The organism is Bacillus mycoides, from assembly GCF_000832605.1.
GTDB lineage: Bacteria > Bacillota > Bacilli > Bacillales > Bacillaceae_G > Bacillus_A > Bacillus_A mycoides.
In genome coordinates this window covers 21,747-33,887 of record NZ_CP009692.1, presented here as the reverse complement: position 1 = coordinate 33,887, position 12,141 = coordinate 21,747, and the positions used below count along the sequence as shown (strand labels likewise).

12 protein-coding genes are annotated in these 12,141 nt (G+C 35.2%); 10 read left to right on the top strand and 2 right to left on the bottom strand.

What is annotated here, in order from left to right:
• The first annotated feature begins 60 nt into the window (after positions 1-60).
• A complete protein-coding gene (gene ytaF / locus BG05_RS02070) occupies positions 61-672 on the top strand; it encodes a sporulation membrane protein YtaF (RefSeq protein WP_002125037.1) in 612 nt (203 codons plus the stop codon).
• A 162-nt stretch (positions 673-834) separates the two neighbouring features.
• Here ytaF and BG05_RS02065 read toward each other — a convergent pair whose 3' ends face one another.
• Together BG05_RS02065 and glsA are read right to left on the bottom strand one after the other, a co-directional pair.
• A complete protein-coding gene (locus BG05_RS02065; protein WP_033733730.1) occupies positions 835-1,179 on the bottom strand; it encodes a DUF3969 family protein in 345 nt (114 codons plus the stop codon).
• Between the two features lie 174 nt (positions 1,180-1,353).
• Entirely contained in the window at positions 1,354-2,283 is a 930-nt protein-coding gene (glsA, locus tag BG05_RS02060; protein WP_002029606.1) for a glutaminase A, read from the bottom strand.
• A gap of 323 nt (positions 2,284-2,606) precedes the next feature.
• On the opposite strand from glsA, the gene nagE reads away from it, so the two are divergent.
• From nagE to BG05_RS02015, 9 genes are all read left to right on the top strand, one after another.
• Positions 2,607-4,109 (top strand): N-acetylglucosamine-specific PTS transporter subunit IIBC, encoded by a 1,503-nt coding sequence (nagE, locus tag BG05_RS02055; protein ID WP_003187209.1) that lies wholly within the window; start codon positions 2,607-2,609, stop codon positions 4,107-4,109.
• A 264-nt stretch (positions 4,110-4,373) separates the two neighbouring features.
• Positions 4,374-5,624, top strand: coding sequence for a serine hydrolase domain-containing protein (locus tag BG05_RS02050; protein WP_002132176.1), 1,251 nt, complete (start codon positions 4,374-4,376; stop codon positions 5,622-5,624).
• A gap of 340 nt (positions 5,625-5,964) precedes the next feature.
• A complete protein-coding gene (locus BG05_RS02045; protein WP_002125041.1) occupies positions 5,965-6,366 on the top strand; it encodes an LSm family protein in 402 nt (133 codons plus the stop codon).
• Positions 6,367-6,382: 16 nt separating this feature from the next.
• Positions 6,383-6,577 carry an LSm family protein gene (locus tag BG05_RS02040; protein WP_002029614.1) on the top strand — a complete coding sequence of 65 codons (195 nt, stop codon included), beginning with the start codon at positions 6,383-6,385 and terminating at the stop codon, positions 6,575-6,577.
• A 13-nt stretch (positions 6,578-6,590) separates the two neighbouring features.
• Complete coding sequence (locus BG05_RS02035; RefSeq protein WP_003187210.1) at positions 6,591-8,138, top strand: glycosyltransferase family 2 protein; 1,548 nt, start codon at positions 6,591-6,593, stop codon at positions 8,136-8,138.
• Positions 8,128-9,372, top strand: a complete 1,245-nt coding sequence (locus BG05_RS02030) for a nucleotide sugar dehydrogenase (RefSeq protein WP_033733731.1) — start codon at positions 8,128-8,130, stop codon at positions 9,370-9,372. Before BG05_RS02035 ends, BG05_RS02030 begins: the two co-directional genes overlap by 11 nt.
• A complete protein-coding gene (locus tag BG05_RS02025) occupies positions 9,369-10,334 on the top strand; it encodes an NAD-dependent epimerase/dehydratase family protein (RefSeq protein ID WP_033733732.1) in 966 nt (321 codons plus the stop codon). The genes BG05_RS02030 and BG05_RS02025 overlap by 4 nt, the downstream gene beginning before the upstream one ends.
• Positions 10,327-11,871, top strand: coding sequence for a glycosyltransferase family 2 protein (locus BG05_RS02020; protein ID WP_002166984.1), 1,545 nt, complete (start codon positions 10,327-10,329; stop codon positions 11,869-11,871). Before BG05_RS02025 ends, BG05_RS02020 begins: the two co-directional genes overlap by 8 nt.
• Positions 11,843-12,061 carry a hypothetical protein gene (locus BG05_RS02015; RefSeq protein WP_002125049.1) on the top strand — a complete coding sequence of 73 codons (219 nt, stop codon included), beginning with the start codon at positions 11,843-11,845 and terminating at the stop codon, positions 12,059-12,061. The genes BG05_RS02020 and BG05_RS02015 overlap by 29 nt, the downstream gene beginning before the upstream one ends.
• Positions 12,062-12,141: the final 80 nt, after the last annotated feature.

Sequence of the window (12,141 nt, the reverse complement as noted above, 5' to 3'; positions counted from 1 at the left end):
CACAGTTGCTCAACATTTTCATAATATGCAACGAAAAGTGAGAAAAGGGGTGACTGTACGATGAGTACGGCAGGTTTATTTTCAATTTTTTTAATCGGGATTGCGTCTAATTTAGATAATGCAGGTGTTGGGATTGCATATGGCATTCGTAAAATTCGAATTTCGTGGCTTAACAATTTTATCATCGCATTTTTTGGATTTTTATTTACTTTACTAGCTGGATTTTTTGGGAATTGGATCGCATTATTTATTTCAGAGTTCACAGCAAACATTATTGGAGCAGTCGTTTTAGGAATAATCGGGGTGTTTATTTTATGTCAGCCTTTCTTGAGTCAAAAAGATACCGTAGAATCTAAAGATAGTAGTGTACTTATGGGGGTTTTACGTGATCCAGAAAAAGCAGATTTTGATGGTTCTAAAACAATTAGTTTTTCTGAAGCAATTGTTTTAGGAGTTGCATTGTCCATAAACAATATTGCAGGTGGATTTGATGCTGGAGTAACAAATTTAAATCTTTGGCTTACGGCATGTATTTCTGGAGTTTTTAGTTTTATTTGTATTAGTGGTTTTACGTATGTTGGTAAAAGATTTTTAGCTGAATACTTAGGGAAATGGGCAACTATAATTGCAGGTGTGTTATTAATTCTTATTGGAATTGATCAATTGTTGTAAGAAGGATAGGGAAAACAGTATTCGAGTATTTCCTTGGAAATACACTAAAAAATTGCATATATCGACGTGAAATCTTTTCACGGTAATGAAAGATTGTAAGTATTATACAAATCTTTGGTGTAAAAAGGTTTAAAAAAGTAAAAGCACCTGCATAGGTGCTTTTTAGCGTATATCTTCAATTAGTTGTGCACATTCTTCATCATGCATACTGTACTCACTTAAAACTTGAATACAAAGCCATTTCAGTTCTTCAATACTATGCTCAAGTTCTTCGGGAAGTACATGGTAAATGTCTTCAAGTCCCATTCCGAAATGAATAAGTTCTAATATTTGATCATCGATGTTCCGATCCATTAATAGTTCAAGCACTTCTAAATTGAATATGTATCGGTGAGATTCATCGAGTGAAACAACTTTTAGTTTCAAACTTTCTACAATACTCAATATGAAAAGAAGAATTGTTTTTTCGAGAACAGGTTGTTTCTCCATTTGAAATATGAGTTTCATCTTTTACACCTCCACATACAGCGCTAGGTTGTACTATATTATTCAGGAGGGGGGAGCAAATATGCATAATAAAGAGAACTTTTATTACTGTTTTTTTGAATTGTGTTGATGCCTAGTAGAACGGATTTTTTGTGAAATAAAAAATCCTGCCAATATAGCAGGATAACTTCTAAATTAAAACATACTCCAACCTTCTTGGGCAGAAAGTAATTCAAGAATTTTAAAACCAGCGATACTATTTCCGTTTGCATCTAAAGCTGGTCCGAAAATACCGATTCCCATTTCGCCTTTTACGCAGCCGAAAATGCCGCCCGCTACACCACTTTTTGCAGGGATTCCAACACGAATTGCAAATTCACCAGATTCATTATACATCCCGCAAGTAACCATAAATGTTTTACAAATTTTCGTAATATGTTTAGGGATGATCTGTTTCTTTTTATAAGGATCATATCCATCCATTGCAAAGATTAAACCAATACGTGCTAGGTCGATACAGTTAACCTCAATTGCACATTGACGCGTATATAAATCCATAAGTTCTTCAATATCGTTATCGATGATGCCATTTTGTTTCATATAGTAACAAAGAGAACGGTTTAAGTAAGCTGTTTCTAATTCAGAAGTGGCAACTTTAGAAGAATAACTAATAGTAGGATTGTCTGTTATATCACGCACAAATTGAAGAATGCGTTCCATCTTCTCCTCGTTATCATTACCAGCTAGCATACTTGTAATAGCTAATGCACCCGCATTAATCATTGGATTAAGAGGCTTGGAAGAACTTGTTGTTTCAAGCTTAATAATAGAATTAAATGGGTCACCAGTTGGTTCCATTCCAACTTTAGAAAATACATATTCTTCACCACGGTCTAAAAGGGCAAGAGCAAGTGTAATTACTTTAGAAATACTTTGAAGAGTAAATAGTGTTTGTGAGTTACCAGCATGGATATATTCTGTTTCTTTATGGAAAATGGCAATCCCTAGATCATTTGGGTTTGCATTTCCTAGTTCGGGGATATAAGTAGCAAGTTTTCCTTTTTTCGTATATGGTTTTACTTGTTCTAACAACTGCTGTAAGTTGTTTGTTTCAATGCACTGCATAGTACCAACGCTCCTATTTCGAATTAGCTAAGTTTACTTTTCCCGATATGCTCGGAAATAAATAATAACATGAAAAAGTGGAATGATAAAACGAAAGTTGAATGTTCTATAGTGAGTCTTCAGTTTCGATTATTCCGTGTTATAAAAGGAAAATTTTCCTTTTATATAACAGTTTGGAAATAGGAGATTTATCCATAAAAAGTTCGGAAATAAAAACTACACATCTATACAACTATATGTTATTATGGTTATGTAATAGAAAGCGTTTTCTAAAGCGTACTTATAATGATAACGATTTCATAAATTTGATAGGGGGAATTAAGATGTTGCAGTTTTTACAACGTATTGGTAAAGCGTTAATGCTTCCAATCGCCGTACTACCAGCAGCAGGATTATTGCTTCGTTTAGGGCAACCAGATGTATTTAATATTCCTGTTATGGCACAGGCCGGCGCAGCGGTTTTTGATAATTTAGCACTTATTTTTGCAATTGGTATTGCAATCGGTCTTTCAGTTGATGGTAGTGGTGCAGCAGGTCTTGCAGGTGCAATTGGTTATCTAGTTATGAAAAACAGTATTGATGCACTTAGTAAGGGATATTCTACTGCAGAATTACAAGATAAATTAGGTAAAGTCCAAGATTTAATAGGAAATAGCGCAAATGTAGATCCATCTAAGCTTGCAGATACAATGACACAAGTATCTAAGGCAGCCGAATTATCGACTAAAGTGGATATGAAAGTTTTAGGTGGTATTATTGTCGGTGTTATAGCAGGATTCCTTTATAATAAATTCCATAAAATTAAACTTCCAGAATGGTTAGGTTTCTTTGCTGGAAAACGTTTTGTTCCGATTGTTACATCGGTTGTAATGCTAATATTAGGAATTCTATTCGCACAAATTTGGCCAGCAATTCAAAATGGTATCGATGCATTAGCTCATGGAATTGTTAATTTAGGTGCAGTTGGTTCAGGTCTATTTGGTTTATTAAACCGTCTATTAATCCCAATTGGTTTACACCATGTAATGAACACATATTTCTGGTTCGTATTTGGTGACTTTACAAATGCAGCAGGTAATGTTGTAAATGGTGATATCGCTCGCTTCCTTGCAGGGGATAAAACAGCAGGTATGTTTATGACTGGTTTCTTCCCAGTTATGATGTTCGGTTTACCAGCAGCATGTTTTGCAATGATTGCAGCTGCTAAACCAGAAAAACGTAAAATGGTTACAGGTATGTTAGGTGGCCTAGCATTAACTTCATTCTTAACTGGTATTACAGAACCTATTGAATTCTCATTCATGTTCTTATCACCATTATTATATGGTATTCATGCCGTGTTAACAGGTATATCTTTATTCGTAACAACATCACTTGGCATTCACGATGGTTTCACATTTAGTGCCGGTGCAATTGATTACTTCTTAAACTTTGGTATTGCAACAAAACCAGTGTTACTAGCAGGAATCGGTTTAATTTACGCAGCAATTTACTTCGTAGTATTCTACTTCTTAATTAAGAAGTTCGACTTAAAAACTCCTGGTCGTGAAGATGACGATGAGTTAGCTGAAGAGGGTGATGCACCAGTTGCAGGTTCAATTGGTGAAACTTACGTAGCAGCTTTAGGCGGAAAAGAAAACTTAACAGTTATTGATAACTGTGCAACGCGTTTACGCTTACAAGTGAAAGATGCAGGTTTAGTAAATGAACCAGCATTAAAACGCGCAGGTGCAAAAGGCGTTATGAAATTAAGTAACACAAGTGTACAAGTTATCGTAGGTACAAATGTTGAATCTGTTGCCGATGATATGAAAAAACACGTATAAATAGTTAGATAAGAGGATATCCAAAAAGATTGATAACACCAGTCTTTTACAGGATATCCTCTTTTATTATGTTGAAATTTTAAAGGGAATCTTACTTTTGTAAATTTTCTTTTTCTTTTTTATACATATAGGTTGGTAATATGTTCAGCGCATGATAAAGTAGGGATGACATAGAATGGAATGTCTATAATCTACTGAAATGATTTGGAGAAAGTCTTGTGTAGATGAATTAAATTATCGGTAAATAAGGGGAAAAAGGTAATCATGGATCAGGAAAAAAATACTGTTAATGGGAAAGTACGTCGTCCGATTGTATACATAAAAAGAACAATCATTCTCGTCCTACTATTTTCACTTGTATATTTCATGTATACAAAAATTGTTGCGCATAATAAAAAAGAAGAAACTTTAAAAGCAGCAGCAGAAATGAAGAAGCGAGAAGAGATAAAAAAGATAGAAGAAGTGAAAAGGCAAGAAGCTGAAAAACAAAGAAAACAAAAAGAACAGGAAGAACAGATAAAACAGGCGCAAGTTATAGAGAAACCTGCTGAAGGACCGCCTCAAGAAATTAATGAAAACGCTCAATTGGATCAATATTTACAGAGCATGGGATTTAGTGGGACAGCTGTTATTGTGAAGAATGGGAAAGTTCTTGTGAATAAAGGATACGGCATGGCTAATAAAGAGAAGCAAGTGCCGAATAATTCAGAGACGACCTTTTATATTGGTTCTATTTCAAAAGCATTTGTGGCGACTGCTATTATGCAATTAAAAGATCAAAATAAGTTACAAGTAGAGGATACAGTTGCAAAGTATATTCCAGACTTTCCTCAAGGTAATAGCATTCAGTTAAAACATCTATTAACACATACATCAGGCATTCCGGAATATGAGCAGGGAAAAGAAGATATTTCTCATGAAGAGTTGATAAAACGAATAGGAAACCAAAAGCGTATTGCAGGACCAGGAGAGAAATGGAAGTATTCAGATTCGAACTACTCTATACTTGCTTACATTGCTGAGAAGGTAAGTGGACAACCATTAGAAGAATATATTAAACAACATATTTTTGCTACTGCTGGTATGAAGCATTCTGGTTTCGGTAAAGCGTTAGAGCAAACAAGGTTTCCATCGACAGGTTATAAAATAGTGAATAATAACATGACAACACCTAACATTCCGAGCATGTCACAATTATATGGTTGCGGTGATATATATACAAGCGCGCATGATTTATATTTATTTAATGAAGCACTCTTTTCTGGAAAATTAATTTCAAAAGAGAGTTATGATCAAATGTTTACAGCTGTGAAAAAGGATTACGGATTTGGCTGGTATGTAGATCCAGGAAGCTATTCAAATCACGGTGTAATGCCAGGTTGGAATTGCTTAAATGGTTTTAGTAAAAATGGTAGTGTATATGTGGTTTTATTATCTAACATTCAAAATAACATTAAATCATTTGGTAAAGTGAATAACGACATTTATACGATGTTGCGGAATATTGAAGTGTAAGAGGCTATCCTTTTGGATAGTCTTTTTTGTATTGAGGAAATATATGTGCGGTTCGATGATGAAATAAATGGAAAATGGGAGGTTTATGAGTATACATAAGCATCATGCACGCAATGCGAAACGAATTTTGTGTATTACGGCGTAGCTGCCATTGTGACAATTGAAAATTAATATATATATAAAGACAGATGGGAAACTATCGATCTTTTTTTATGCTCTGAAACAATTATTTCTTTTAGAAAATGTATGCCTTACCTATCACAAAAAAAGTCTGCTTTGTATAAATTAAGATGTATGGATGTAAATTTTTATACTTTAAAAATAATAGGAGGAGAAGCATATGTGTCTGTTCAGAAAATATTGGCATAAATTATCCAGACTGTTTAATAGACAATTAGGCTATTTTTTAGATGACAAGTTACTGCCTGCTGTGGAACGACTTTTATTTTCACAAAACTTTGCGAGATTTATTCAAAGAAATTCTAAGCAAGCTACGGAAGAGTTTATAGAATCAAGTCAATTTCAATCTATTATTTGTAACATTTTAAAAGAATGCAATACATCACCTTTTAAGGAAATTGCAAAGCAATATTTAGGTAAAAACGTAGAAATTACTGTGACAGTTGGACAGTTAATAGGTGTTATTGTAGCAGTTGGTGACGATTTCTTAACGCTGCAAGAAGGAATAGGAACTGAAGTTTTATTACCATTTACAAGTATTATATCAATGAAAGAAGTGTAAGAAAGGAGACTTATATATGTTATTTACTGATGAATTGCGTAACCATGTTGGTGAATTAGTGCAAGTTGTGACAGCTGTTGAAATTGTTGCAGGTATTCTTTTATCTGTTACGGACGGGGCAGTAAGTGTTCGTACATCTCCTTCTTATGGACCACCTGAAGATGTACTTGTGCGTATTCCTATTATTGCTTATGTTCGCTTGGAAGGGTAAGAGTGATACAAGTATGAGAATATCAGTTGTTATTCCAGCGCATAATGAAGCAAGTACTTTATCACAAGTTTTAGTAGAAGTGGAGAAGCTGAAGCCGTATGAAATTATTGTAGTAGATAATGGATCGACAGATGGAACGAATGAAGTCGCATTACAGCATAGTTGCCATGTAATTTATTATAAACATTCTCTTGGTAATGATGTAGGAAGGGCAATTGGAGCTAGAGAAGCAAAAGGTGAAATTGTATTGTTTTTAGATGGTGACATCGTTATTGAGAGTAAAGAGCTACAACGTTTCGTGAAAGGAGTTCAGCAAGGGCACCAAATTGTTGTGAATAATTTAACATGGTCTGTTTATTTAAAGATGAGACCACACTATACGACAGTTGGAAAATTCATGTTGAATCGTTATTTGAATAAAAAAGAGCTTGTTGTTGGTTCTTTAATCGCAATTCCACATGCGATGAATCGGGATGTTATTGAGAATCTTGGGTGGTGGAATTTAGCAGATCCAGCACTATTTCAAGCGATGGCGATGTCTAGAGGAGTAGATATTGCCGATATGGCTTCGGTCGATGTAATTCACACGAATAAGGTTCGTCCTGTGCATACGGGTACATCACCTGGTTCTCCTTATCCGAAGGCGACTAGTCGTATTATGGGTGATCATTTGTGTGCTTTGCAATACGCAATCGAAACATATGGTAAACGTGGCGGTTTTTCGGAGGGAAACAGGGATAGAGAGTTTATAGGGAAGTATAAACCAGTTTTATTACAAAAGGAAAAAGCGAAATACAGTGCTATTATACCCGTATCAGAAGAAAAAATGACTATAAGATCTGTCATACAGGAAGTGAAAAAGGCAGGTGTAGATGAAATTATAGTTGTTGCGAATGGAGCAGATGCCGAGACAATTAAACAAGCAAAGCTAGAGAATGTTATTGTAGTTGAATTCGCGAAGGCACTTGGACATAATGTAGCACGAGCGATAGGGGCTATGCATGCTACGGCAGATATTTGTTTATTTGTTGATGGTGATTTTGCTATTCCGGCAAAAAAGCTAATTCCATTTTTGCATGCTATTGAAGACGGAAATGATGTGGCGTTAAATGATTTGCAATGTTTGTTAGATATGTTTCACCCGGCAGATCCAATTAGTATGGGGAAATATTTCGTGAATTTGGTAGCGAAACGACCAGATTTATGGAACAACTCATTAACGGCAGTGCCACATGCTATGCATAAAAAGGTAATAGAGAAAATTGGATATGATTCCCTTATCATTCCACCATTAGCTCAAATGAAAGCTATTTTAGAAGAATGCTCTATTACAGCAGTGGAATTTGTAGATGTTATAAAAACAAATCGAGTACGTCCAGAGCAACATGGGTTTGTAAATGGAAGAATTCCTGCATTCGATCGTATTTTCGGTGATCAGCTTGAGGCGATTGCTTATTTATTACAACATACGAATGGGCGCGGGAGTTTTACAGACGGAGAAAGGGATAGAGATATAATACTACAATTGAGAAGGGAAGAAGAGAATATAGATGAGTGCTAGTAGTAAAGTCACCATTATTGGATTAGGATATGTTGGCCTTCCTTTAGCGGTCCTTTTTGCAGAAAGAGGACATGCTGTACTTGGATTAGATAAAGATACTAGGAAGATAGAATCAATAATTAAAGGAGAAAGTTATATTCCTGATGTTTCTTCTAACGTATTACAAAATTTATTGAACGAGAGAAAATTAATAGTAAATACACCAGATAAAGGTGTTGCGGAGTTACAAAATAGTGAGTATGTTATTGTGACTGTGCCAACGCCAATTAATGAGAATAAAGAACCCGATTTAAGTGCACTCGTTTCAGCCTCCCATTATATACAACAACACCTTCAAGAAGGACAAACCTTCATTTTTGAAAGCTCCACATATCCAGGTACACTGGAGGAAGTTATCATTCCGATTATTTCTCAAACAGGTAAAAAGGTAGGAGAAGATTATTATATTGGGTATTCTCCAGAGCGAATTGATCCAGCGAATAGCCAGTATTCAGTTGAAACAATTCCAAAAGTTATTAGTGGACAAACCGAGCAGTGTAAACAAAAAGTACAGGATTTGTATAGCACTATATTTGATGTAGTCGTTCCAGTTAGCTCTCCGAAAGTGGCCGAGATGTGTAAGCTATTTGAAAATATTCAGCGCTTAGTTAATATTTCATTAGTAAATGAGTTAAATATACTTTGTGAAAGTTTGAATATTAATTTTTATGAGGTGCTTGAAGCGGCATCTACAAAACCGTTTGGATTTACTCCGTATTGGCCAGGACCAGGAATAGGAGGACACTGTATTCCGGTAGATCCTTTATATTTTCAATGGAGAATAAGAAAGGCTGGAGCAATTAGTCAATTAATTGAGGCAGCACATGTAATTAATGAAGAAATGCCAGCGAAAATAATCGGGAAAGTAAAAGGTGTGGTGCAATCACCCGCAACGGTTTTAATAGTAGGGATTGCATATAAGAAAGATGTAAATGATTTGAGAGAATCACCGGCGTTGCCAATTATTCAATTATTAATAAAAGAAGGATACAAGATAGAATATCATGATCCGTATATTTCTACAGCGAAAATTGGAGATACACTATATCAATCTGTTCCATTAGATGAACAAAGAATTAAACAAGCAGATTGTATTTTAATTGTAACGGATCACTCTAGTATCGATTGGAATCTTTTTAAAGGGATTGAGCGATTAATAGATACACGTGGAATCGTAAAGAAGGTGAGTGTATGAGTGAAAAATGTTTAATTACAGGTGGAGCAGGATTTATTGGTTCGCATTTAGCTGAAGAGTTGGTGAAAAGAGGTTATGAAGTTACTATTGTGGATAACTTCTATAAAGGAAAAAATAAATATCATAATGAGTTAATGAAAGAGCTCCGGGTTATTCCAATAAGCGTTTTAGATAAAAATTCAATTTATGAATTAGTGAATCAACATGATGTGGTGTTTCATTTAGCTGCAATTTTGGGAGTCAAAACTACAATGGAAAAAAGTGTAGAGCTTATTGAAACAAATTTCGATGGAACGAGAAATATTTTACAAGCAGCGTTAAAAGGGAAGAAGAAAGTAGTATTTGCATCTACTTCTGAAGTATATGGAAAGGGAGAGCCGCCATTCTCTGAAGAAGGAGATCGTTTATACGGTGCAACTTCCAAAATACGTTGGAGTTATGCAATTTGTAAAACGTTAGAGGAAACATTATGTTTAGGGTACGCATTAGAAGGTTTACCTGTAACGATTGTTCGTTATTTTAATATTTATGGTCCAAGAGCGAAAGATGGTCCGTACGCAGGAGTAATTCCACGATTTATTCGTGCGGCTTTGCAAGGTGACGATATTCTCGTGTATGGAGATGGAAAGCAGACACGCTGCTTTACGTATGTAAGTGATGCGGTCGAGGCAACAATTCGTGCAATGGATGAGAAGGTAAATGGTGAAATTATTAATATAGGTTCTGAGAATGAAAAAAATATAAGGGTAGTAGCGGAAGATATAAAAAAATTAACGAAGTCTATTTCCAAAATTGTGCACGTTCCATTTGAGGAAGTATATCCACATGGATTTGAAGAGATTCCAAATAGAAGACCAGACGTAACGAAATTAAGAGAACTCTTTCAGTTTCAAGCGAAAGTAACGTGGGAACAAGGATTGAAAGAAACTATTAAATGGTTTCGTGAAGAAAACAATGGCTAAGTCGTTATCAGTTATTATTCCCGTATGTAATGAAGTGGATACGATTTCAGATGTGGTTCAATCGGTAAAACCATTGAATCCAGTAGAGATTATTGTAGTAGCAAATGGTTGTAATGATGGTACAGAAGCGATTGCTGAGAGCTTAGGATGTACAGTAATCCAGCATAAAGAGTCACTTGGTAACGACGTTGGACGCGCAGTTGGTGCAAAACATGCGATAGGTGATGTATTACTGTTTGTAGATGGAGATTTTGCTATTCAAACTTCAAAATTACAATTATTCCTTAATCCGATTTTACATGATCAGGCGGACATCGTTTTAAATAATTTGGACGCATTATTTTTAAAGAAACAAAAACCGCACTCCGTGACAGTATGGCGCCAAATATTAAATGCAATGTTAGAGCGTGAAGAATTAAAAATTGATTCTTTATTATCTGTACCTCATGCGCTGACGAAGGAAGTTGTGCAAAGTATTGGAGACGAATGTTTTGTTAATCCTATTGTGGCTCATCTACGCCTAGCACAAAGTAAATGGAGAATTAGTCGTCATTGTGCAATTGACGTTATTACGCCAAATAAATTTCGTCCATTCGAGCATGCTGCATATGGCACGGATCTTTCTCAATCTGAAAAACGAATGATAGGTGATCATATAGAAGCTGTAGCAGAGCGGATATTAGGCAGCGATGGGCGCGGAGGATATTATGATGGAAATAGGAAAAGAGAGAGTGTCTATCATACTCTAAATTTTGAAGATTTTTATCAAGGATGGGGCGTTACATCTAATTTGTATAAAGGAGAGCAATTATCGGTAATTATTCCTGTGCAAAATGAAGAGAAAACAATTGGAAACGTTATAGAAGAGCTTCGCAAAATTGAACCTTTTGAAATCATCGTTGTTGTAAATGGTTCGTCCGATAAAACGGCAACAATTGCAAAAGACAAGGGAGCAACAACAATTGTGTATAAAGAAGCACTTGGAAACGATGTGGGGCGTTCGCTTGGAACTTATTTTGCAAAAGGAGAAATTGTTTTATTTATAGACGGTGACTTTGTTATTCCAGCTAGTGAGCTATATCCCTTTGCAAAAGCTATTGCAGATGGAACGGATGTCGCATTAAATGATTTAAATCATTATTTAGATTTGAGAGTACCACTTCATCTTGTAACAGCATTTAAATATGCATTAAATTTAGCTTGTGATAGAAAAGATTTAGGAGTAGGCTCTCTTATTGCTGTACCTAATGCGTTTAGTCGTACTTGTTTGAAGGAAATAGGGTATAAATCATTATTGTCACCTTGTGTAGCACAAGTGAAAGCTGTACTTTCAGGTTTTGAAATCGCTTGTGTAAGTCGTGTCGATGTTGATAAGATGAACCGTATTCGTCCCAGTGAACATTTCGCAAAAATAGGTCATCCTCCAGCTGTCCTTCGAATTATTGGTGATCATATAGAAGGATTAGAGCAATTAATTGCATTAACAAACAGTCGTGGTGGATTTTACGATGGAAATAGAAAAAGAGATGTTTTATAGTGGTAACAAAAAAAGTGTACAACGTATGTACACTTTTTTGCTCTGTTATAAAAACTATAACAGATTAGGAGATAAGAGTATTACAGCTCTACAATGGGTATCGTTCTTATATTACAAAATAGGACTCGTATATAAGAATACCAAAAAAATACAATTAAAGAAAGGGTTAATTCTAAAGAGTTTTATATGAGGTTAACACTATGTATGTAGTAGTTTGCTCAACATTTCACAAACATGTCACAACTATTTCGTCCACTTCCGAAAAAAAGT